The organism is Inhella proteolytica, from assembly GCF_016093275.1.
Taxonomy (GTDB): domain Bacteria; phylum Pseudomonadota; class Gammaproteobacteria; order Burkholderiales; family Burkholderiaceae_C; genus Inhella; species Inhella proteolytica.
In genome coordinates, this window is record NZ_JAEDAK010000002.1 from 200,830 (window position 1) to 222,863 (window position 22,034).

24 protein-coding genes and 1 tRNA gene are annotated in these 22,034 nt (G+C 65.3%); 16 read left to right on the forward strand and 9 right to left on the reverse strand.

What is annotated here, in order from left to right:
- Positions 1 to 72 precede the first annotated feature (72 nt).
- The 6 genes from I7X39_RS03530 to I7X39_RS03555 all read left to right on the forward strand — a co-directional run bounded on the left by I7X39_RS03530 (position 73) and on the right by I7X39_RS03555 (position 3,996).
- On the forward strand, positions 73 to 549 hold the full coding sequence (locus I7X39_RS03530; RefSeq protein WP_198109589.1) for a GNAT family N-acetyltransferase: 477 nt from the start codon (positions 73 to 75) through the stop codon (positions 547 to 549).
- Positions 549 to 1,631, forward strand: coding sequence for a peptide chain release factor 1 (gene prfA / locus I7X39_RS03535; protein WP_198109590.1), 1,083 nt, complete (start codon positions 549 to 551; stop codon positions 1,629 to 1,631). Before I7X39_RS03530 ends, prfA begins: the two co-directional genes overlap by 1 nt.
- Entirely contained in the window at positions 1,628 to 2,449 is an 822-nt protein-coding gene (gene prmC / locus I7X39_RS03540) for a peptide chain release factor N(5)-glutamine methyltransferase (protein WP_198109591.1), read from the forward strand. Before prfA ends, prmC begins: the two co-directional genes overlap by 4 nt.
- An 87-nt stretch (positions 2,450 to 2,536) precedes the next feature.
- Positions 2,537 to 3,070, forward strand: a complete 534-nt coding sequence (locus I7X39_RS03545; RefSeq protein ID WP_198109592.1) for a hypothetical protein — start codon at positions 2,537 to 2,539, stop codon at positions 3,068 to 3,070.
- A gap of 45 nt (positions 3,071 to 3,115) precedes the next feature.
- A complete protein-coding gene (gene grxD / locus I7X39_RS03550; RefSeq protein WP_198109593.1) occupies positions 3,116 to 3,430 on the forward strand; it encodes a Grx4 family monothiol glutaredoxin in 315 nt (104 codons plus the stop codon).
- On the forward strand, positions 3,427 to 3,996 hold the full coding sequence (locus tag I7X39_RS03555; protein ID WP_198109594.1) for a UbiX family flavin prenyltransferase: 570 nt from the start codon (positions 3,427 to 3,429) through the stop codon (positions 3,994 to 3,996). The genes grxD and I7X39_RS03555 overlap by 4 nt, the downstream gene beginning before the upstream one ends.
- 1 nt (position 3,997) lies before the next feature.
- Here I7X39_RS03555 and I7X39_RS03560 read toward each other — a convergent pair whose 3' ends face one another.
- Positions 3,998 to 4,606 (reverse strand): lytic transglycosylase domain-containing protein, encoded by a 609-nt coding sequence (locus I7X39_RS03560; protein WP_198109595.1) that lies wholly within the window; start codon positions 4,604 to 4,606, stop codon positions 3,998 to 4,000.
- The gene (locus I7X39_RS03565) at positions 4,603 to 6,345 is read right to left on the reverse strand and encodes a proline--tRNA ligase (RefSeq protein WP_198109596.1); all 1,743 of its coding nucleotides are present in this window, start codon (positions 6,343 to 6,345) and stop codon (positions 4,603 to 4,605) included. Before I7X39_RS03565 ends, I7X39_RS03560 begins: the two co-directional genes overlap by 4 nt.
- 139 nt (positions 6,346 to 6,484) lie before the next feature.
- Between I7X39_RS03565 and I7X39_RS03570 the strand changes: the two genes are divergently transcribed.
- The gene (locus tag I7X39_RS03570) at positions 6,485 to 7,126 is read left to right on the forward strand and encodes an RNA pyrophosphohydrolase (RefSeq protein WP_232351685.1); all 642 of its coding nucleotides are present in this window, start codon (positions 6,485 to 6,487) and stop codon (positions 7,124 to 7,126) included.
- Here the strand turns inward: I7X39_RS03570 and proB are convergent.
- The 4 genes from proB to rplU all read right to left on the reverse strand — a co-directional run bounded on the left by proB (position 7,113) and on the right by rplU (position 10,010).
- Positions 7,113 to 8,243, reverse strand: coding sequence for a glutamate 5-kinase (gene proB / locus I7X39_RS03575; protein ID WP_198109597.1), 1,131 nt, complete (start codon positions 8,241 to 8,243; stop codon positions 7,113 to 7,115). The two genes, I7X39_RS03570 and proB, sit on opposite strands and share 14 nt — an antisense overlap.
- The gene (gene cgtA, locus I7X39_RS03580) at positions 8,240 to 9,292 is read right to left on the reverse strand and encodes an Obg family GTPase CgtA (protein WP_198109898.1); all 1,053 of its coding nucleotides are present in this window, start codon (positions 9,290 to 9,292) and stop codon (positions 8,240 to 8,242) included. The genes proB and cgtA overlap by 4 nt, the downstream gene beginning before the upstream one ends.
- A gap of 124 nt (positions 9,293 to 9,416) precedes the next feature.
- Positions 9,417 to 9,674, reverse strand: coding sequence for a 50S ribosomal protein L27 (gene rpmA, locus I7X39_RS03585; protein ID WP_198109598.1), 258 nt, complete (start codon positions 9,672 to 9,674; stop codon positions 9,417 to 9,419).
- A 24-nt stretch (positions 9,675 to 9,698) separates the two neighbouring features.
- Complete coding sequence (gene rplU / locus I7X39_RS03590) at positions 9,699 to 10,010, reverse strand: 50S ribosomal protein L21 (RefSeq protein ID WP_198109599.1); 312 nt, start codon at positions 10,008 to 10,010, stop codon at positions 9,699 to 9,701.
- A gap of 245 nt (positions 10,011 to 10,255) precedes the next feature.
- Between rplU and I7X39_RS03595 the strand changes: the two genes are divergently transcribed.
- The 8 genes from I7X39_RS03595 to I7X39_RS03630 all read left to right on the forward strand — a co-directional run bounded on the left by I7X39_RS03595 (position 10,256) and on the right by I7X39_RS03630 (position 16,932).
- A complete protein-coding gene (locus I7X39_RS03595) occupies positions 10,256 to 11,185 on the forward strand; it encodes a polyprenyl synthetase family protein (protein WP_198109899.1) in 930 nt (309 codons plus the stop codon).
- A gap of 40 nt (positions 11,186 to 11,225) precedes the next feature.
- Positions 11,226 to 11,302, forward strand: a tRNA-Pro gene (locus tag I7X39_RS03600).
- 109 nt (positions 11,303 to 11,411) lie between these two features.
- Positions 11,412 to 13,136, forward strand: coding sequence for a type IV-A pilus assembly ATPase PilB (gene pilB, locus I7X39_RS03605; protein ID WP_198109600.1), 1,725 nt, complete (start codon positions 11,412 to 11,414; stop codon positions 13,134 to 13,136).
- 45 nt (positions 13,137 to 13,181) lie between these two features.
- Positions 13,182 to 14,402: a type II secretion system F family protein gene (locus tag I7X39_RS03610; RefSeq protein ID WP_198109601.1), complete on the forward strand. Its 1,221-nt coding sequence runs from the start codon at positions 13,182 to 13,184 to the stop codon at positions 14,400 to 14,402.
- 6 nt (positions 14,403 to 14,408) lie between these two features.
- Complete coding sequence (locus I7X39_RS03615) at positions 14,409 to 15,332, forward strand: prepilin peptidase (RefSeq protein WP_198109602.1); 924 nt, start codon at positions 14,409 to 14,411, stop codon at positions 15,330 to 15,332.
- Between the two features lie 12 nt (positions 15,333 to 15,344).
- Positions 15,345 to 15,968 (forward strand): dephospho-CoA kinase, encoded by a 624-nt coding sequence (coaE, locus tag I7X39_RS03620; protein ID WP_198109603.1) that lies wholly within the window; start codon positions 15,345 to 15,347, stop codon positions 15,966 to 15,968.
- 14 nt (positions 15,969 to 15,982) lie between these two features.
- Positions 15,983 to 16,735, forward strand: a complete 753-nt coding sequence (gene zapD / locus I7X39_RS03625) for a cell division protein ZapD (protein WP_198109604.1) — start codon at positions 15,983 to 15,985, stop codon at positions 16,733 to 16,735.
- On the forward strand, positions 16,732 to 16,932 hold the full coding sequence (locus tag I7X39_RS03630; protein WP_198109605.1) for a DNA gyrase inhibitor YacG: 201 nt from the start codon (positions 16,732 to 16,734) through the stop codon (positions 16,930 to 16,932). The genes zapD and I7X39_RS03630 overlap by 4 nt, the downstream gene beginning before the upstream one ends.
- Here I7X39_RS03630 and I7X39_RS23600 read toward each other — a convergent pair.
- The 3 genes from I7X39_RS23600 to tal are packed head-to-tail and all read right to left on the reverse strand — an operon-like array spanning position 16,920 to position 20,097.
- Entirely contained in the window at positions 16,920 to 17,546 is a 627-nt protein-coding gene (locus tag I7X39_RS23600) for an HAD family hydrolase (protein ID WP_375140732.1), read from the reverse strand. The genes I7X39_RS03630 and I7X39_RS23600 overlap by 13 nt on opposite strands.
- Positions 17,546 to 19,153 carry a glucose-6-phosphate isomerase gene (gene pgi, locus I7X39_RS03640; RefSeq protein WP_198109607.1) on the reverse strand — a complete coding sequence of 536 codons (1,608 nt, stop codon included), beginning with the start codon at positions 19,151 to 19,153 and terminating at the stop codon, positions 17,546 to 17,548. The genes I7X39_RS23600 and pgi overlap by 1 nt, the downstream gene beginning before the upstream one ends.
- A complete protein-coding gene (gene tal, locus I7X39_RS03645; RefSeq protein WP_198109608.1) occupies positions 19,153 to 20,097 on the reverse strand; it encodes a transaldolase in 945 nt (314 codons plus the stop codon). Before tal ends, pgi begins: the two co-directional genes overlap by 1 nt.
- 258 nt (positions 20,098 to 20,355) lie before the next feature.
- On the opposite strand from tal, the gene I7X39_RS03650 reads away from it, so the two are divergent.
- Complete coding sequence (locus I7X39_RS03650; RefSeq protein ID WP_198109609.1) at positions 20,356 to 21,921, forward strand: S8 family serine peptidase; 1,566 nt, start codon at positions 20,356 to 20,358, stop codon at positions 21,919 to 21,921.
- Positions 21,922 to 22,034 lie beyond the last annotated feature (113 nt).

Consider the following 22,034-nt stretch of genomic DNA (forward strand, 5'->3'; position numbering starts at 1 on the left):
CGCACGGCCGCTCCGAAGGGGGCGCGTTCCTCCCCTGGGGAGGTGGTCACGAAGTGACCGGAAGGTCAACCAATGAGCACCGTCTTCACGCTGGCGGTCGAATCGCCCCGCCAGCCGGCGGTGCGGGCGCTGATCGACGAGCTCGACGCCTACCAGATCCCGCTCTACCCGATCGAGAGCCACCATGGCATCGACATCGAGGCCTTGTGTGCGCCCGAGGTGCACTTCCTGGTGGCGCGTGACGCCTCGGGCGAGGCACAAGCCTGCGGGGCGGTGCTCGTGGCCCCCGTGGATGGCGAGCCCGCGGGAGAGCTCAAGCGCATGTACGTGCGTCCCGCCCTGCGCGGCCAAGGCCTGGGGCGCCTGATCCTGCAGGCGCTGGAGCAGCATGCCCGCCAACAGGACGCGAAAAGGCTCTACCTGGAAACCGGTTGCCGCCAGCCCGAGGCCCTGGGCCTGTACGAGCGCGCCGGCTTTGTCCGCATCGGTCCCTTCGGGGCCTACGCCGAGGATCCCCTCTCGGTCTTCATGATGAAAGAGCTGGAGTGATGCGCGATTCCCTGCGCCAGCAGTTCCAGCGCCTGGAACTGCGCCTGGCGGAACTTGACGCCCTGCTGGGCGACCCCAGCGTGCATGCCGACCCGCAACGCCTGCGCAAGCTCGGCAAGGAACAGACCGAGGTGGGCGGCCTGGTGGCGCAATGGCGCCGCTTCCAGCAGCGCGAGGCCGACCGCGCCGCCGCGCAGGAGCTGCTGGACGACCCCGACATGGCCGAGATGGCCAGGGAGGAGATCGCCGCCGCCGACGCCGAGCTGGAGACCCTGCATCAGCAACTGCAGTTCGCCCTGTTGCCCAAGGATCCGGACGACGAGCGCCCCGCCCTGCTGGAAATCCGCGCCGGCACCGGCGGCGATGAATCCGCGCTGTTCGCCGGCGACCTGGCGCGCATGTACCTGCGCTTTTGCGAGCGCCAGGGCTGGCGCACCGAGATCATGAGCGCGAACGAGTCGGACCTCGGCGGCTACAAGGAAGTGGTGTTCCGCATCGAGGGCGACGGCGCTTACGGGCAGCTGAAGTTCGAGAGCGGCGGCCACCGCGTGCAGCGCGTGCCGGCCACCGAGTCGCAGGGCCGCATCCACACCAGCGCCTGCACCGTGGCCGTGCTGCCCGACCCCGGCGAGGCCGCCGAGGTGGAGCTGAACCCGGCCGAGCTGCGCATCGACACCTTCCGCGCCAGCGGCGCCGGCGGCCAGCACGTCAACAAGACCGATTCGGCCATCCGCATCACGCACCTGCCCACCGGCATCGTGGCGGAGTGCCAGGACGACCGCAGCCAGCACCGCAACAAGGCCAAGGCCATGGCGGTGCTGCTGGCGCGCCTGCGCGAGCGCGAGCGCATCGCCCGCGAAGCCAAGGAAGCCGCCACCCGCAAGAGCCTGGTGGGCACGGGCGACCGCAGCGACCGCATCCGCACCTACAACTTCCCGCAGGGCCGGCTGACCGACCACCGCATCAACTTGACGCTCTACAAGCTGGGCATGGTGATGGAGGGCGATCTGGACGAAGTCATCCGCGCCCTGCAGGCCGCCCAGGCCGCCGAGCAACTGGCCGAGCTGGAAGGTCGGCGGTGACCATTCAGGAGGCCCTGCAGCAGGCGGCCCGGCTGGGCATCGCCCGCCTGGACGCGCAGCTGCTGCTGGCGCATTTGCTGGATCGCCCGCGCGAATGGCTGATCGCGCACGACACCGAGGCCCTGCCCTCCGAGCTGGCTCGGCAATACCTGGCACTCCTGCAGCAGCGCGCCGACGAGGTGCCCTTGGCCTATCTGACCGGTCAGAAGGAGTTCCACGGCCTGGAACTGAACGTCAACCGCGCGACCCTGGTGCCGCGCCCGGACACCGAAACCCTGGTGGACTGGGCGCTGGAACTGCTGCCGACCGAGGCCCCATGCACCGTGCTGGACCTGGGCACCGGCAGCGGCTGCATTGCCCTGGCGCTGAAGGCCGCCCGGCCGCAGGCGCAGGTGAGCGCCGTGGACCGCAGCACCGCCGCCCTGGCCCAGGCGCGCACCAATGGCGAACGGCTGGGCCTGGCGGTTGCCTGGCACGAGGGCAGCTGGTTCGCCCCGCTGGTGGGGCAGCGCTTCGACCTCATCGTCTCCAACCCGCCCTACATCCCCGCCGATGACCCGCACCTGGCCGCGCTGCGCCATGAACCGATCAGCGCCCTGGCGGCCGGGGCGGACGGCTTGGACGACCTGCGTTGGATCTGCGCCCAGGCCCCGCAGCACCTGAACCCCGGCGGCTGGCTGCTGCTGGAACATGGCTTCGACCAGGCCGATGCCGTGGCCGACCTGCTGCGCCAGGCCGGATTTGCGCCGGCGCAACACCGGCTCGATCTGGCCGGCCACCGGCGCTGCACCGGCGCCCGCATTTCACTGGGTGCGTAAAGAAGTTTTCCTTCAGCGCATTTCAAGCGTCAGCGCGCAGCGGCAGCGCTAGAGTTGGCCAAACCAGAGCCAAACCGGGAGCCCGCCATGCGCAACATCAGTCTTGCCTTGCTGCTCAGCTTTGCAGCCAGCGCCCAGGCCGCCGAAGGCCTGCGCCTGCCCGGTCTGGAGGAGACGCCCCGCTGGCAGGCGCGGGTGCAGTTGCTGTCCAGCGACGAGCTCAGCGGCACCCGTTTGCTCAGCGCCAGCCTGCTGGGCGACTACTACCTCAGCACACGCAGCCACGGCCTGCGGCTCAGCGGCGGACTGATGAGCGGGCCGATGTCCTTGCTCGGCTCCGGTGCCGGCCTGGCCCTGGGCGGGCCACAAGCCATCTCGCTGGGCCAGCGCAGCCTGGCCGGCAGCACCAATGAATCCGCACTGCACCAGCCCTACGTGGGCATCGGCTACAGCAGCCAGGGCCTGGGCTGGGGTTTCTCGGCCGATCTGGGTGTGGCCATGCGCGGCGGCGCCGGCCTGAGCCTGCGCAACAGCGATGCCTTTGCCCAAAGCCTGGATCAATCGCTGCGCAGCCTGCAGTTCACGCCCCTGGTGCAGATGGGCCTGTTCTACCGTTTCTAGAATCCCCTGTTTGCCGCGCAACCCGTGCGGCGTGAGGACGAAACGATGGATGCAGTGCAGCAGCGCATCGACGCCATGGTCAAGGGCCACCGCGTGATGCTGTTCATGAAGGGCTCGGCCCAGTTCCCGATGTGCGGTTTCTCCGGCCGCGCGGTGCAGATCCTCAAGGCCTGCGGCGTGCAGGACCTGGAGACCTTCAATGTGCTGGAGGACCCCGAAGTGCGCCAGGGCATCAAGGACTACGCCAACTGGCCCACCATCCCCCAGCTCTATGTGAACGGGGAGTTCGTCGGCGGCTCGGACATCATGATGGAGATGTACGAGTCCGGCGAGCTGCAGCAGCTGCTCACCCAGGCATGACGCAACGACTCGTCGTAGGCATCACCGGCGCCACCGGTGCGGCCTACGGCCTGGGCCTGCTGCGCCGCGCCCGCGCCTTGGGCGTACGCACGCATCTGATCGTCAGCCCGGCCGGTGTGCTCAACGCCCACCATGAGCTGGCCCTGAGCCGCGAACAACTGGAAGCCGAAGCCGACGAGGCCCACGCCCCTGGCGACGTGGGCGCCTGCGTGGCCAGCGGCAGCTTCGTCACCGATGCAATGGTGGTGGCGCCTTGCTCGATGAAGACCCTCGCGTCAATCGCGCATGGCCTGTCGGACAACCTGCTGACCCGCGCCGCCGACGTCACGCTCAAGGAGCGCCGCCGTCTGATCCTGATGGTGCGCGAAACGCCTCTTAACCTGGCCCACCTGCGCAACATGACGGCCGTGACCGAGATGGGCGGCATCATCTTCCCGCCGCTGCCGGCCTTCTACCTGAAGCCCGATTCGGTGCAGGCACTGATCGATGAATCGGTGGAGCGCGTGCTGCAGCTGTGCGGCATCGGCGGCGCCCAACCGCAGGCCTGGCAGGGCCTGCGCAAATAGCTCAGCGCTCGCCGGGCATCAGCCACAGGCGGCGGCAGGCCAGCACCTTGTCCGGGTACTCGGCCCGCCCGCGGCTGCCGTTGTAGCGGCCCAGGGCCATGAAGAGGTCGCCCTTCTCGCGGTCCAGGTAGTGGCGCAGGATCACGCAGCCAAAGCGCAGATTGGTCTGCATGTGAAAGAGGCGCGAGACATGTCCGTCGCCAATCAGACGCGCCCAGAAGGGCATCACCTGCATGTAGCCGCGCGCACCCGCCACGCTGATGGCGTATTTGCGAAAGCCGCTTTCCACCTGAATCAGCCCCAGCACCAGGCTGGTCTCCAGCCCGGCGCGCCGGCTTTCGTACCAGACCGTCTGCAGAAACTCGATGCGCGTCTGCCCCTCGGGCATGCGCTTCTTCATCCGCTGGCTCATCTCGCCCAGCCAACGCAGGTAGACCAGCCGGGCCTCGATGTCATCGAACTGCGGCTTGGGCGGCGCCGCTTGGGCGATGGAGGCACTCAGGGCGGAGCGCACCGAATCGGCCAGCGGCTCTTCGACCTGGGCCCCGGCGCGGCTGCGCAGGGGCAGCAGCGCCAGCGCCGCCAGCGCCAGGCGACGCGTCGCGCTCAAGCCTTCAGGCGGGCTTGCACCTGGGCCAGCAGCTCAGCGAGGGCCACATTGCTGGCCTGGGCATCACGCCGGCCCTGCACTTCGGCCAGGCCTTCCTTGAGGCCGCGGTCGCCCAGCACCACGCGCAGCGGCACGCCCACGAGCTCCCAATCGGCAAACATCGCACCCGGGCGCTCGCCGCGGTCATCCAGCAGCACGTCCACGCCGGCAGCCTTCAGCTCTTCATAGAGCTTCAGGGCCTGCTCGCGCACCAACTCGCTGCGGTCCATGCCGATCGGGCAGATCACCACTTCGAAAGGCGCCATGCTGACCGGCCAGATGATGCCGCGCTCGTCGTGCCCCTGCTCGATGGCTGCGCCCAGCAGGCGGGTCACGCCGATGCCGTAGCAGCCCATCTCGAAGTGGCGCGGCTTGCCGTCCTCAGCCAGGAAGGTGGCATTCATCGCCTCGGAGTACTTCTTGCCGAGGTAGAACACATGGCCGACCTCGATGCCGCGCTGAATGGCCAGCACGCCCTGGCCGTCCGGCGAGGGCTCGCCGGCCACGACATTGCGGATGTCGGCCACCAGGTCGGGCTCGGGCAGGTCGCGGCCCCAGTTGGCACCGGTGTAGTGGTGGTCAAGCTGATTGGCACCGCAGACGAAGTCGCTCATCGCGGCCACGGTGCGGTCGGCGACGATCTTCACGCCCTTGATACCGATCGGCCCCAGGTAGCCCGGCTTGCAGCCGAAGGCGCCGTCAATTTCGCCCGCGGTGGCAAAGCGGAAGCCGCCCTTCAGCCCTTTGACCTTGCCGGCCTTGACTTCGTTGAGCTCGTGGTCGCCGCGGACCAGCAGCAACCAGATCTGCGTGCCAGTGACGACGCCCTTGTCATCCAGGGTGTCGGTGGCCAGCACCAGGCTCTTGACGGTCTGCGTCAGCGGCAGGCCCAGCAGGTCGGCCACATCCGCACAGGTGCTCTTGCCCGGCGTGGGCGTCAGTGTCAGCGCCTGACTGGCGGCACCACGCGGCGCGCTGGGCGCCAGCGCCTCGGCCAGTTCGATGTTGGCGGCGTAGCTGCTGGTCGGGCAGTAGACGATGGCGTCCTCGCCGGTTTCGGCGATGACCTGAAACTCATGCGAGCGATCGCCGCCAATCGCGCCGGTATCCGCGGCCACCGCGCGGTACTCCAGGCCCAGGCGGTCAAAGATCTTGCAGTAGGCGCCGAACATGGCGTCGTAGCTCTTGCCGGCGGACTCCACATCACGGTCAAAGGAATAGGCGTCCTTCATCGTGAACTCGCGGCCGCGCATCAGGCCAAAACGGGGCCGGCGCTCGTCGCGGAACTTGGTCTGGATGTGATAGAGGTTCTTGGGCAGTTGCTTGTAGCTGCGCAGTTCCTGCCGGGCGACGTCGGTGATCACCTCTTCGCTGGTGGGCTGGATGATGAAGTCGCGACCATGGCGGTCCTTCACGCGCAGCAGCTCGGGGCCCATCTTGTCGAAGCGGCCGGTTTCCTGCCAGAGCTCGGCCGGCTGCACCACGGGCATCAGCATCTCGATGCTGCCGGCGCGGCCCATCTCCTCGCGGATGATGGCCTCCACCTTGCGGATCACGCGCAGACCCATGGGCATGTAGTTGTAGATGCCAGCGCCGAGTCGCTTGATCAGGCCGGCGCGCATCATCAGCTTGTGGCTGACGATCTCGGCGTCCGCGGGGGCTTCCTTGAGCGTGGAGATCAGGAACTGCGAGGCTTTCATGGCGGGAACTAAAAGCAAAAAGGGCCTGCCGCGCAACACAGCAAGCCCGCGTCAGACAAGGGGATTGAGGATTTCACTGCCCTGAGAGCCCCCCCATAGGGGTGCACAATCAAGACAGTTCAAAAATTCGAGGTTGATTATGCTCGACCGGGAAGGCTTCAGGCCCAACGTCGGCATCATCCTGCTCAACAACAAGAACCAGGTGTTCTGGGGCAAACGCATCCGGACACACAGCTGGCAGTTTCCGCAAGGCGGCATCAAGCACGGAGAGACGCCTGAGCAGGCGATGTACCGGGAGCTCCACGAGGAAGTGGGGCTGACACGCGAGCATGTGCGCATCGTGGCGCGCACACGCGACTGGCTGCGCTATGAGGTGCCCGATCACTACATCCGGCGCGAGGCGCGCGGCCATTACAAGGGTCAGAAGCAGATCTGGTTCCTGCTGCAGCTGCTGGGCCACGACAGCGATCTGAACCTGCGCGCCACCGACCACCCCGAGTTCGACGCCTGGCGTTGGAACGAGTACTGGGTGCCGCTGGAAGCCGTGATCGAGTTCAAGCGCGGCGTGTACGAATTGGCCCTGAACGAGTTGGCGCGCTTCCTGCCGCGCCAGCATCCGCACAACCGCTTCCTGCGAGGCGGGCTGCGCGCCCCGGTGCGCGGCGAAGCGGCACCGCGCTCGCCCTACGGCTCGGTGGCGCGATCCGCGCATGCGTTGGACGCCGCCGCGCAATCGGAAGGCACCTCGCCCCCGGAAGACGAAGCCACTACACCGCGCTGAGCACCAGGTTGTCGCGGTGGATCAGCTCCGGCTCGGCCACATAGCCGAGCAGGGCCTCGATCTCCTGGCTCCCGCGTCCGGCCAGCAGGCGCACCTCGGCCGCGGCGTAGTTCGCGAGACCGCGTGCGCATTCATTGCCCTGCGCATCGAGCACGGCAATCACGTCGCCGCGGTGGAATTCGCCACTGACTTCGCGCACGCCCACGGGAAGCAGGCTGCGGCCCTCGCTGCGCAGCGCGCGCTGGGCCCCTTCATCCACCGTGACACGGCCACGCAACTGCAGGTGGTCCGCCATCCACTGCTTGCGCGCGGCCCGCTTGGGCAGATCGGCCTGGAGAGCGGTGCCGATCGCCTCACCGCGAGCCAGGCGCAGCAACACGTCCGGCTCGCGCCCATAGGCGATCACGGTGGCGGCGCCGCTGCGAGCAGCACGCTCGGCCGCCAACACCTTGGTCAACATGCCACCGCGACCGATGGACGAGCCCGCGCCTCCCGCCATCTGCGCCAACGCCGGATCCCCCGCACGCGCGAACTGGATGAGCTGCGCCTCTGGGTTCTTGCGCGGGTCGGCCGAGTACAGGCCGCGCTGGTCCGTCAGGATCACCAAGGCATCGGCCTCGATCAGGTTGGTGACCAGCGCCCCGAGGGTGTCGTTGTCTCCGAACTTGATCTCGTCGTTGACGACGGTGTCGTTCTCGTTGATCACCGGCAACACCCGGTGCTGCAGCAGGGTCAGCAAGGTGCTGCGCGCATTGAGGTAGCGCTCCCGATCGGACAAGTCGGCATGGGTCAGCAAGACCTGGGCACTGGCACGGCCCAGCTCGCGCAGGCTGGTCTCGTAAATTTGCGCCAGGCCCATCTGCCCCACCGCCGCCGCCGCCTGGAGTGCATGCACCTCCTTGGGCCGCTCCCGCCAGCCCAAGCGCTTCATGCCTTCGGCAATGGCGCCACTGGAGACGATGAGCGCCTCAACCCCCTGCTCCGCCAACTCACTGAGCTGGCGGCACCAATCGGCAATCGCCTTGGCATCCACACCACGGCCCTCGTCCGTGACCAGGCTGGAGCCAATCTTGATGACGATGCGCCGGGCACCTTGCACAGGGGCAAAGGGGGTCATGAATCGAAGCGGGGATCGGGCTCGGGGATGGGGGCGTTCTTCTGCGCCGCCACGTACTCGTACAGATCGCGCAGCAAGGGTTCGCAGCCCTCGCGCGTCAGACCGGAGATGACATAGACCGGCCCTTTCCACTTGAAGCGTTTGAGAAAGTCCTTGACCTTCGCCTCCCGCTCCCCCGCGGGCACCATGTCGACCTTGTTGAGCACCAGCCAACGCGGCTTAGCGTGCAATTCGGGGTCGTACTTCTTCAGTTCGGCCACGATCGCCTTGGCCTCTGCGACCGGATCCACGCCCTCGTCCAGCGGGGCGAAATCCACCAGGTGCAGCAGGACCCGAGTGCGCTGCAGATGGCGCAGGAACTGATGGCCCAAGCCGGCACCCTCGGCTGCACCTTCGATCAGACCGGGAATGTCGGCCATCACGAAGCTCTTCTCCGGTGCAACGCGAACCACGCCCAGATTGGGATACAGCGTGGTGAACGGGTAGTCGGCAATCTTCGGCCGGGCGTTCGAGACCGCGGCAATGAGCGTGGATTTGCCCGCGTTGGGTTGCCCCAGCAGACCCACGTCGGCCAGCACACGCAGCTCCAACTTCAGCGTCTTGGCCTCACCCGGCCAGCCGGGCGTCTTCTGGCGCGGCGCGCGGTTGGTGCTGCTCTTGAAATGCAGGTTGCCAAAACCGCCATCCCCGCCTTTGGCCAGCAGCACCTTCTGATCCGGCTCCAGCAGCTCGGCCACGATCTCATCGGTTTCGACATCGCGCACGATCGTGCCAACCGGCATGCGCAACACGATGTCTTCGGCCGCGGCGCCATTGCAATCCGAACCACGACCGGCTTCCCCATTGCGCGCCTCATGGCGGCGTGCGTAGCGGAAGTCGATGAGCGTGTTCAGGCTGCGATCGCCGATCGCGTACACGCTTCCCCCACGCCCGCCGTCGCCCCCATCCGGCCCGCCGAAAGGGATGAACTTTTCGCGCCGAAAGCTGGCGCACCCCGAACCACCATTACCGGCGGCCACATCGATGGTGACTTCGTCTACAAACTTCATGAGCCTCTCCCGGCTGCAGCCCGCCATCCTAGGCCAGGGCGCCGCAGCACCCGATCAAGAGAGCACTGCAGAAAATGAGAAGGCCCCGCGGTGCGGGGCCTTCTGATGGGTCAAACGCCGGGGCTCAGGCCGCGACGATCGACACCGTGTGACGGCCCAGTTCGCCCTTGACGGCGAAGCTGACATGGCCATCGGTGAGCGCGAACAAGGTGTGATCCTTGCCGATACCCACATTGGTGCCCGGGTGGAACTTGGTCCCACGCTGACGCACGATGATCGAGCCGGCGCTGACCATCTGGCCACCGAAGGCCTTCACACCCAGCATCTTGGGCTTGGAATCGCGGCCGTTTCGCGTCGAGCCGCCACCTTTTTTCTGTGCCATTGCTGACTCCTAAGTGCTGACGGCTCAGCCGTTCACCGCGCTGATGTGCAGCTCGGTGTAAGTTTGACGATGACCTTGGCTCTTCTTGTAGTGCTTACGACGACGCATCTTGAAGATGCGCACCTTGTCGTGCTTGCCATGAGCCACCACGGTAGCCTTGACCGTTGCACCCGTCACCAAGGGCGTGCCAACCTTGAGTTCGGCGCCATTGCCAACGGCAAGCACCTGGTCGATCACGATCTCTTGGCCAACGTCCGCAGCAATCTGTTCTACCTTGATCTTTTCGCCAGCAGCAACCTTGTATTGCTTGCCACCGGTTTTTATGACCGCGTACATGTTTGACCTCTTTCAGAAATGCATGGCGCAGACGCGCCACTCCATGCCAACACGGCAAAGAGCCTGCTAGTCTAGCACAGCTGACCACGCCAGACACCGTCACAATGAGGCCGCCCGGAGCTCGCACAGTCCGGCGATAGCCTCTTTCTATAATCAAAAGTCCAAGCCGCCCCTCCGAGTACAGAGTGCAAGCCCAGATCAGCGCTGACGAACACGCCACCACATTGGAAGCCCTCAGCGCAGAAATGCAGGAAGTGGACCGCGTGATTGGGCGGCGCCTGCAGTCTGATGTCGCCCTGATCAATCAGATCTCCGGTTACATCGTGCACGCCGGCGGCAAGCGCATGCGCCCCAAGCTGTTGCTGATGTTCGCCAATGCCCTGGGCGACCCGGGCGGCCATCGACACGAATTGGCTGCGGTCGTGGAATTCATCCACACCGCCACCCTGCTGCACGACGACGTGGTGGACGAGTCCGCCCTACGCCGGGGCAAGCAAACAGCAAACGCCTTGTTTGGCAACGCAGCGAGTGTCCTAGTGGGCGACTTCCTGTACTCGCGCGCCTTCCAGATGATGGTAGCCGTGAACCGCATGCGCGTTCTGGACGTGCTGGCCGAAGCCACGAATGTGATCGCTGAGGGAGAGGTACTCCAACTGCTCAACGTGCACGACCCGGATACGACCGTGGAGCGCTATCTGCAGGTCATTCGCTACAAGACCGCCAAACTCTTTGAAGCGAGTGCACGCCTAGGCGCCCTGCTTTCTGACGCGCCTCGCGAACAGGAAGAGGCTGCGGCGCAGTACGGCCGCGCAATGGGAACCGCTTTCCAACTCGTTGATGACATCCTGGACTACGAAGGCGACGCCATGACGCTCGGCAAGAACGTGGGGGATGACCTCAGAGAGGGCAAGCCAACACTCCCCATCTTGCTGGCGATGTCACGCTGCAGCGCAGCGGAGCGAGATCTGCTTCGGCAAGCCGTGCTCAACGGCGAAGAGGAAAAGCTCGCTCAAGTGGTTGAGATCGTCACCCGCAGCGGCTCCCTTGAAGCCACCCGCACGGTCGCTCGCCAAGAAGCTGGGCGCGCCGCGGACAGCTTGAACTTGTTGCCTCTTAACAAGTGGACAAAAAGTCTGCTAGAATTTTCGGCTCGGTCGGTAGATAGATCTTCTTGAAACCGTCGGCCTGGGTGCAACGCCCAAGGTCAGACCGAATCGGGGTGTAGCTTAGCCTGGTAGAGCGCTACGTTCGGGACGTAGAGGCCGGAGGTTCGAATCCTCTCACCCCGACCAAGATCCTTCTTTCTTGGTCAATTGCTTTCTGTAGCAGTCGGCGGCACATTGCGGCCTTGCTCCGGGTTTACAGTGCGAAACGCTTTCGCCTGTGGCGCCCAGAGTAACCATGCAAGCTGAGCAGCAAACTCCAGAACCCATCTCCCTACTGAGCGGCGCAGCGCGCGTGCTCGTGAACGCTGGGCGTCTTCAGGCGCGCGCAGCGGAAGATTTGGCCCGCCAGGCCAAGGAAAAGAAGACGACCTTCGTCTCGACGGCGGTTGGCGCTGGAGCCATTGGCGCCAGTGAATTGGCCTACACGCTGTCTCAGGTGCTGGCAATTCCACTGCTGGACCTGAATGCGATCGATCCGCAGCGACTGCCCAGGGACATCCTGGAAGGCAAACTGGCTCAGCAATACCAGGTCGTAGCGCTGGCACGCCGCGGGAACCGCCTCACGATCGGAGGCGCCGATCCCACCGATCAAGAGGTCGTCGAGCGCATCAAGTTTGCATCGCAATTGCAGTGCGACTGGGTGATCGTCGAGCAAGACAAACTCGCCAAGTTCCTGCAGAACTCCAGCGCCTCGGCTTCGGAGACCTTGGACAGTTTGGCGGGTGCAGATTTCGATTTCGACATTGCCGAAGAGGACTCCGAAAAGAAGGAAGACGCCCAAGACATGGCGGAGGTGGAGGACGCACCGGTCGTGCGTTTCCTCCAGAAGATGCTGGTGGATGCAATCAACATGCGCGCGTCCGATCTGCATTTCGAGCCCTACGAATACCACTATCGGGTCCGATTCCGTGTGGACGGCGAACTGCGAGAAATTACGCAGCCTCCGATTGCCATCAAGGACAAGCTGGCGTCCCGGATCAAGGTGATCTCGCGCATGGATATCGCCGAGCGGCGGGTTCCTCAGGACGGCCGCATGAAATTGAAGTTCGGGGCCAAGGCGATTGATTTCCGTGTCAGCACCTTGCCCACGCTGTTCGGCGAAAAGATCGTGATTCGTATCTTGGATCCCTCTTCCGCGAAATTGGGCATTGATGCGCTGGGTTACGAGAAAACCGAAAAGGAGCGTCTGCTCCATGCCGTGCATCGCCCTTACGGAATGATTTTGGTAACCGGCCCGACCGGTTCCGGCAAGACGGTGTCGCTCTACACCTGCCTGAACATCATGAATCAGCCGGGTGTAAACATTTCGACGGTGGAGGACCCGGCGGAAATCAACCTTCCCGGCGTGAATCAGGTGAATGTCAACGACAAGGCCGGATTGACTTTTGCGGCTGCCCTCAAGTCGTTCCTGCGACAGGATCCTGATGTCATCATGGTCGGCGAAATTCGAGATCTTGAAACTGCCGATATCGCGATCAAGGCCGCACAAACCGGTCACTTGGTGCTGTCAACCCTGCACACCAACGATGCGCCGACCACCCTGACGCGCCTGATGAACATGGGGGTTGCGCCGTTCAATATCGCATCCAGCGTCATCCTCATCACTGCTCAACGTCTGGCGCGGCGCCTGTGTGAAAGCTGCAAACAGCCCGCGGAATACCCGATCGACGCCATGTTGAAGGCCGGGTACACCGAAGAGGAGTTGGATGGAAGTTGGAAGCCCTATCGCGCCGTCGGGTGCTCCGCTTGCAACGCGGGCTACAAGGGGCGCGTGGGCATCTATCAGGTCATGCCTATCTCCGAGGAAACGCAGTCCATCATCCTGAATCAAGGCACGGCGCTAGACATCGCACGCCAAGGCCAGAAGGAAGGCGTGCGCGACTTGCGCCAAGCAGGCCTGCACAAAGTGAAGCTGGGCGTGACCTCTTTGGAAGAGGTGCTTTCGGCCACCAACGAATAGACGTATCGCGGTCGCGACTGAACAAGAAGACTCATTGGAGAACCGATGGCAACGGCAGCACAGGCCCCGAAGACCGCAGAGCAGGTCTACGAATGGGAAGGCAAAGACCGGAACGGCAAGGTCGTACGGGGTGAGACGCGCGCCGCTGGTGAAGCGGTGGTATCCGCACAGTTGCGGCGTCAAGGTGTCATGGTCACCAAGATCAAGAAGCGGCGCACCAGCGGCGGCTCGTCGATCAAGCAAAAGGACATCGCGGTCTTCACGCGCCAACTCGCCACCATGATGCGCGCCGGTGTGCCGCTGCTGCAGTCCTTTGACATCGTGGCGCGCGGGTCGACCAACCCTCGTCTGACGAAACTGCTGAATGACATCCGGCAGGATGTGGAAACCGGCACCAGCCTCTCTGCCGCATTCCGTAAGCACCCCATTTACTTCGACGCCCTGTACTGCAACTTGGTCGAGGCGGGCGAAGCGGGCGGCATCTTGGAGGCGCTGCTGGAGCGCCTGGCGCTCTACCAGGAAAAAACAGTTGCCATCAAAAACAAGATCAAGTCGGCGCTGACCTACCCCATTGCCGTGCTGGTAGTGGCCTTCGTGGTGGTGGCGGTCATCATGATCTTCGTGATTCCGGCCTTCAAGGAGGTGTTCACGTCCTTCGGCGCCGATCTGCCTGCGCCGACTTTGTTCGTGATTGCCATGTCCGAGTTCTTTGTGTCCTATTGGTGGCTGATCTTTGGCTCCATCGGCGGCGGCGTGTACTTCTTTCTGCAAACCTGGAAACGCAGCGAGAAGATGCAGAAGACCATGGATCGGCTGCTGCTGAGAGTGCCTGTCTTTGGCGACCTGCTCTACAAGTCTGCTGTCGCACGCTGGACCCGCACGCTCTCGACCATGTTTGCCGCGGGCGTGCCTCTCGTGGAAGCTTTGGATTCCGTGGGCGGGGCTTCGGGCAACGCCGTATTTGCAGAGGCAACGGAAAAGATCCAGCGCGAAGTTTCCACCGGCACCTCGCTGACGGCCTCCATGCAAGGCGTGGGCATTTTCCCCACCATGGTGCTGCAGATGTCCTCGATCGGCGAGGAGTCCGGCTCCCTTGATCACATGCTGGGAAAGGCCGCTGAGTTCTTCGAGGACGAAGTGGACGAGGCCGTGAAGGCGCTCTCCAGCCTGATGGAGCCTTTCATCATCGTGATCCTTGGCACCATCATCGGCGGCATCGTCGTGTCGATGTACCTGCCCATCTTCAAGCTCGGCCAGGTGGTCTGAGTGCAGATGGATTGGGAGCTGTTGCTGCAATGGTGGGCACTCGGAGTCCTTGGGCTTTGCGTCGGTAGTTTTCTCAATGTGGTGGCGCACCGTTTACCGCGCATGCTTGAGCGGCGGTGGCTGCTTGATGCGAGTTGGCAGCTGTCTGACTCCGAGGCTGTGCAGCGAGTGACTTCTTGGGATGCGACACAGGCCAAGGCACTTGCCGCCCAGGCGCATACGGCCGTGTCGGCGCTCGAAGCGGGGCCCACACTGAGTCTGGCGCGCCCACGCTCGCGCTGCCCTCAGTGCGGGCATGTTCTGCGCTGGCATGAGAACTTGCCGCTGCTCGGTTGGCTGCGGCTGGGCGGCCGCTGCGCTGCCTGCAAGGGGCGCATTTCGATGCGCTATCCGCTTGTCGAACTGGGCTGCGGCCTGCTTTTTGCAGCCATTGGCTGGCGTTTCGGCGCCCAGCCGGTTGCCTTGCTGTGGTGCGTATTCGCCGCCACTTTGCTGGCAGCCTCGCTGGTCGACTGGGACACCACTTTGCTGCCGGACGACATCACCCTGCCCTTGCTGTGGGCCGGCTTGTTGGCCTCGTGGTGGGGCGTGACGCTTCCACTCCCGGATGCCGTGTTGGGTGCGGCCGCCGGCTACCTGTCACTTTGGAGCGTGTATTGGCTGTTCAAGCTGGCCACGGGCAAAGAAGGCATGGGTTACGGAGACTTCAAGCTGCTGGCCGCGCTGGGCGCCTGGTTGGGTCCGCACATGCTGCTGCCCATCATCCTGGGCGCATCGGCGCTGGGAGCGGTGGTCGGCATTGGCATGAAGGTGACCGGCGCTTTGCGTGAGGGTCGCTTCGTGCCTTTTGGCCCTTTCCTTGCCGGCGGCGGGTTGGTGGTGCTGTTGGCAGGTGCGCCGCGTGTGCTGGGCTGGATGGGCTGGGCCTGAAGCGAAGCCAGCATGCACATTGGGCTGACGGGCGGCATCGCCAGCGGCAAGAGCACGGTGGCGTCTTGGTGGAAAGCCCGGGGCGCACTCTTAGTCGACACCGACGCCTTGGCTCGGGAGCTGACGCAGGCCGGGGGTGAGGCACTGCCTGCCATCGTCCAACGCTTCGGTAGCTCGGTACTGCACCCCGAGCTCGGCCTGGATCGCGCGCAACTGCGGCAGCTGGTTCTGAGCCACGAAGGAGCGCGGCGTGATCTCGAGGCGATCCTTCATCCGCTCATTCAGGCGCGCGCGGCGGCGCAGGCCGCGCCAGCCCAGGCTGACGGCCGGCCGATCGTGTTCGACGTACCACTGCTGGTGGAAAGTCGCGCCTGGCGCTGCCAGGTGGATCGTGTGCTGCTGATTGACTGTGACGAAGCCGTGCAATTGCAGCGGGGCAGCGCCCGACCCGGTTGGACCGTGGCCCAGGTCCAGGCGATCATGGCGGCGCAGGCCAGCCGCGCGCAGCGCCGCGCGGCCGCCGACGCCACGTTGGACAACAGCCGGCTCAGCCTGGAGCAACTGCACCAATCGTTGCAAGCAGTCGCCGTCCACTGGGGAATTCGCCAGTGGCCTGTGGAAGAATCGCGCCCCTGAAATCAGGGTCGGCTGTGCTGCTCTACGAGTTCCCTTTAAACGAAACCATCCGCACCCTGCTCCGGCTCGAACACCTGTTCGATCGCCTGGCTCAGCTGGCGGCACGCGATTCCGCGCTTGACCACCACTTCGCTCTGACCACGCTGTTCGAGGTGGTGGAGGTGGCGGCGCGCTCCGACCTCAAGGGCGAACTGCTCAAGGAACTCGAGCGCCACAAGCAGCAGCTCAATGCCTACCGGGGTAACCCAGCAGTGTCCGAAGAGGCCTTGCTGGCCGTATTGCGGCGCGTTGAAGACGCGATTGCTTCCTTGCAGGCCCTGCCGGGCAAGCCCGGCGCGTCGCTGGCCAGCTGCGAAATGCTGAGCGGCTTGCGCAGCCGCATTGCCGTCCCCGGCGGCACCTGTGAATTCGATCTGCCGGCGTACCACGCTTGGCAGCAGCTGCCACCCCAGATCCGCCAGCCGCAGCTGCTGGGTTGGATGGACTCCGTGCTGCCGGTGGCGCAGGCGGTCAGCCTGCTGCTGGAGCTGCTGCGCCAGACCGGTGTCCCTCAAAAAGTGGCGGCGCAGGGCGGGCAATTTCAGCAGACGCTGAACGCCAGCCGCTCGCACCAGTTGCTACGCTTGCGCATCGACCCCGCGCTGGGCCTGGTGCCAGAGATCAGCGGTCACCGGCTGATGGTTTCGATCCGCCTGCTGCGCGAGGAAGAAGGCCGTTGGCGCGCCGCCCGCGACGATGCCAGTTTTGAGCTGAGCCTGTGCACATGAGCACTTCGCCGCCCACCCGCACGGTGCCCTGCCCAACCTGCAGGCAACCGGCACTCTTCAGCCCTGAAAACCGCTGGCGCCCGTTTTGCAGCGTGCGCTGCCGCGAGATCGACCTCGGCGCCTGGGGCGATGAGCGCTTTCGTGTGCCAGCGGCGCCCAGTTCGGCCGACGAGGACGACGCGCTTCAGCCCGACTGAGTCAACAGGCCGCGCGCGAGCAGCTGCGTGCGAAGCGCCTCTGCGCTGGTGAACAGCTCTGCCTCCCAGCCGCAATGGCGCGCAGCCTCCACATTGACGGGGTGGTCGTCAATGAGCAGGCATTCGTGGGCCGGCCGGCCGAATCGCTGTGCCGCACGGGCGAACAGGGCCACGTCGGGCTTGCACAGGCGCTCGCGGCTGGAGAACACGCCGTCGGCGAACCACTGCCCCAACGGGTAGTTCGCCTCCAACCAGCTCACGAAGGGAGTGGGCATGTTGGAGAGAAACACAGGCCGGTGGCCCGCCCCACGCAGCTCCTGCACCAATGCCACCGTCTCGGGCTGGGGCACCAGCTCTTCGGGCACCGCGGCGAGCAGCGCTTCCATCTCTTCGGCCGCCCAGCCAGTGCGAATGCACACGGCTTCAATCAGCCCTGCCGCATCCAGCAGGCCTTGATCAAAATGGCCCCAGTCGCCCTGGTAGGACTGGAACAGGGCCTGCACCGTGGCCTCCAGCTCGGCGCCGGTGCGGGCTCGCTGAGGCCAAACCTTGGCCACAAGCCGGGCCGGCCGCCAGCGAAACACCACCCCTCCAAAGTCGAAAACCGGCAGCATCAAGCACGGACCCAGCGCAGCGCGGCGGCCGTCGAGCCGTCCAGCCCGTGCACATCGCCACTATCAAGCCGCGGCAGCAGCTGGCTGCACAAGGCTTTGCCGAGTTCAACGCCCCATTGGTCAAAGCTATTGATGCCCCATACCGCGCCGCTGACGAACACGCGGTGTTCGTACAGCGCAATCAGCGCCCCCAGGCTGTGCGCATCCAATTGCTCCAGCAAGATCAAGCTGCTCGGCCGGTTGCCTGGAAAGCTGCGGTGCCGTGCCAATGCATCTGCCGCCAGCTGCGGGTTGGCCGTGGGCGCCTTCTCGCCCAAGGCCTCATCGAAACGCTTGCCCTGCATCAGTGCCTGCGCCTGCGCAATGCCATTGGCCAGGAGCTTGCGGTGCTGGTCCGCCAGGCGCGCCGCCAGCGCGGGCGGAGGCTGGAAGCCGTAGCGGGGCTGGCGCACCAGGATGAACTCCACCGGCACGGTCTCCGTCCCCTGATGCAGCATTTGGAAGTAGGCGTGCTGGCCGTTCGTGCCGGCCTCCCCCCAGACCACCGGCGAGGTGGCGAAGGTCAGTGGGTTGCCTTCACGATCGACGCACTTGCCATTGCTCTCCATCTCCAGTTGCTGCAAGTACGCCGGTAGCCGCCGCAGCCCCTGGTGGTAGGGCGCCACCGAGCGGCTGGAAAAGCCCAGGAAGTTCCGGTACCAGACGTCCAGCAGGCCCATCAGCACGGGCAGATTGCGCTCGGCCGGTGCTTCCGCGAAATGCCGATCCATGGCGTGCGCGCCCGCCAGCAGCGCACGGAAACGCTCTGCGCCGATGGCAATGGCCAGCGGCAGGCCAATCACCGACCAGAGCGAATAGCGACCGCCCACCCAGTCCCAGAATCCGAACACCGACTCGATGCCAAAGGCCTGCGCCGCCTCGCGGTTGCTGCTGGTTGCCGCGAAATGCCGCGCCAGTTCCGTTCCGCCGGCCGCCAGGAACCAGGCCTTGGCGGCCTCGGCATTGGCCAGCGTCTCCTGGGTGGTGAAGGTCTTGGATGCAACGATGAAGAGCGTGGTCTGCGGCTGCAATTGGGGCAGCACGGCGGCCAGGTCCTGACCGTCCACATTGGAAACAAAGTGCAGGCGCAAGTGCGGTGGCAAGTCGGCCTGGAGGGCCTGCACGGCCATGGCGGGCCCGAGATCGCTGCCGCCAATGCCGATGTGCACCACGTCGCGGATGCCACTCGCCCGTACCTGCTCGGCAAAGCCCAGCATGCGCTCCAGCGCCTGTTGCACTTCGTCGTTGAATGGGGTCGGAGCACCCGCAGGCGCCCGCAAGGCCGTGTGCAGCACGGCGCGCCCTTCAGTGTTGTTGATGGCCTCACCTCGCAGCATGGCGTCGCGCTGTGCCAGCACCTCCGCCTGCTCGGCCAGGCGCAGCAGGCCGCTCCACACCGCCTCGTCCCACAGGTTCTTGGAGAGATCCACCCGCACACCCGCAGCCTCGAACTGCCAGCGCTGCGCGCGTGCGCTGTCCTGCTGAAAGGCCGCACGCAAATCGAGCGACCAGGACTCGCGCAGTTTCTGCAGTTCGCCCCAGGCAGGCAGCCGATCGGCGCGGGTCATCAACGCGCTCCTTCGATCAGGCGCTCCAGCTTGACCGCATCGGCCGCAAACAGGCGGATGCCCTCGGCGAGCTTCTCGGTTGCCATCGCGTCCTCGTTCAGTGCATAGCGGAAGCCCGCTTCGTCGAAGTGCACCGCGGGCTCCACCGCCTCCGGGCCGGCCTCAAGCTGACGCACCAGGGGCTGCTCCAGCGCCTGCAACTGCGCCAGCAGTTCGGGCGCGATGGTCAGCAGGTCGCACCCTGCCAAGGCCTGGATCTGCCCGACATTGCGGAAGCTCGCCCCCATGACCTCGGTGTCAATGCCGTGCTGCTTGAAGTAGCGGTAGATGCGGGCGACGGAACGCACCCCAGGGTCGTTGGCGCCCGCGTGTTCGGCTTCCACCCAGGCCGCACCGGCGCTCTTCTTGTACCAGTCGTAAATGCGCCCGACGAAGGGCGAGATCAACGTGATGCCCGCGGCACCGCAGGCCACCGCTTGGCAGAAGGCGAACAGCAGGGTCAGGTTGCAGTGGATGCCGTCGCGCTCCAGTTCCGCTGCAGCCTGGATGCCCTCCCAAGTCGACGCGATCTTGATGAGCACGCGATCGCGTCCAACTCCCTGTGCTTCATACAAACCCATCAGATGGCGCGCGCGGGCGACGGTCGCCGCCCGGTCGAAGGACAGGCGCGCGTCCACCTCGGTCGACACCCGCCCGGGGATGTGCTTGAGGATTTCCAAGCCGAAACGCACCAGCACCTGATCGACCTGCTCGGCCATCGACGCGTCGCGATGCGCCGCCACCGTCTCACTCAGCAGCGGCGCGTACTCGGTCTGCTGCACCGCCTTCAGGATCAGCGAGGGATTGGTCGTGGCATCCCGCGGCGCGAACTGGGCGATCTGCAGGAAGTTGCCGGTGTCCGCCACCACGGTGGTGAACTGCTTGAGTTGTTCCAACTGATTCATGCTGAACCTTGTGTTGAGGCAAAAGGGCCGGTGCGGGCCAGCCACGCGGCAGCGTGTAGCGGCGTCCTCGGCCGTAACGGGTTGTTACTAACAGGGAAGGTCCCTCCCCATATTTGGGGAGACGCCTTAGCCAAATGCGAAGCGAGGTTTCTAAAGTCACCCCCCACGCAAGGCGCAGTAACCGAATGTTCGGATGTGGCCGGCAGCCAGCGCGGGTCGTGCGACCCCATTCCTTCCTTCAGTTCGAAAGTGCGTTTCATGAAGAGCTTGATCAAGACCCCGGTGCTGCAAACCCTGCTGACCCTTGCAGGCGTGCTGGTAGCCGCGGCACCGGCCCAGGCGGCCGCCCCCGAAAAGACCCGCGTGATTGTCGCCATGAAGCCGGGCGCTGCCGCCTCCTTGCGTTCCGCCGTGGCCGCCGCCAAGGGCGAAATCAAGCATGAAATCTTCGGCGCCGATGCCATGGCCATCGAAGTGCCTGTAACTGCCTTGAAGGGGCTGGAACACAACCCGAATGTGCTGTATGTCGAAGAAGACGTGAAGCGCTACCCCTTTGCCACCACCAGCCCCTCGACCGGCACGCCCTATGCGCTGGGCCAGCAAGTACCCTACGGCATCAAGATGGTCCAAGCCGATCAGTTGAGCGACGACCTGGCCGGCAACCGCAAGGTCTGCATCATCGACTCGGGCTATGACCGTGCCCACGAAGACCTGGACAGCAGCGCCAACGTCACCGGCGAATACGACAGTGGCACCGGCTGGTGGTACACCGACGAGAACCACCACGGCACCCACGTGGCGGGCACCATCGCCGCCGTCAACAACGCCGGCACAGGCGTGGTGGGCGTGAACGCCAACAAGAAGCTCAAGCTGCACATCGTCAAGGTGTTCAGTGCCGCCGGCTGGGCCTATTCCTCCAGCCTGACCACCGCCGCCAACAAGTGCAAGGCCGCTGGCGCCAACATCATCAGCATGTCGCTGGGCGGTGGCCGCTCCAGCAAGACCGAGCAGCGCGCCTTCGACTCGCTGTACTCCAGCGGCATCCTGTCGATCGCCGCGGCCGGCAACGATGGCAACACCGTGATCAGCTACCCCGCTGGCTACTCCAGCGTGGTGATGGTGGCCGCCATTGACGAAACCAAGCAGTGGGCCACCTTCTCCCAGTACAACAGCAAGGTGGAGCTGGCCGCGCCGGGCGTCTCCGTGCTCTCCACCGTGCCGATGAACAGCGGCCGCAGCTCGGCCCTGACCGTGGGCAGCAACACCTACGCGCCCGGCGGCATGGATGGCTCGCCGCTCGGCACGGCCACCGGCGCCCTGGCGAACTTTGGTTTGGGTGACACCGTCCAGGCCGGCGCCATGACGGGCAAGGTCTGCCTGATCCAGCGCGGCACCGTGGACTTCGCCACCAAGGTGTCGAACTGCAAGGCCAGCGGCGGCATTGGCGCAGTGGTCTACAACAACGCGGCAGGCGGCTTCGGCGGCACGCTGGGCACCACTGTGACGACCATCCCCTCGGTCACGGCTTCCGACACCGAAGGGGCCGCGATGCTGAACCAGCTGGGCCAGTCCGCCACGGTGGCGGTCACGCCTTCGCACTACGCCTTCTACGACGGCACCTCGATGGCCACGCCGCACGTCTCGGCCGTTGCCGCCCTGGTGTGGAGCCGCAATCTGAACTGCACGGCGGCCCAGCTGCGCAGCTCGCTGACCAAGAGCGCCGAAGACCTCGGCACTGCCGGCCGCGACACCAAGTACGGCTTCGGTCTGGTGCGCGCCAAGGCGGCCGACGATCGCATCAAGAGCCTGGGCTGCGGCAACTAAACCAAGCTTCCGCCCCATCGAAGCCCCGCCTCCGCGGGGCTTTTTTTTTGGCGAATGCTGGGTTCGCCCCAGCCCGGCAGGGCGCGCCACGCGTTGACCGCACGAAGAAACCA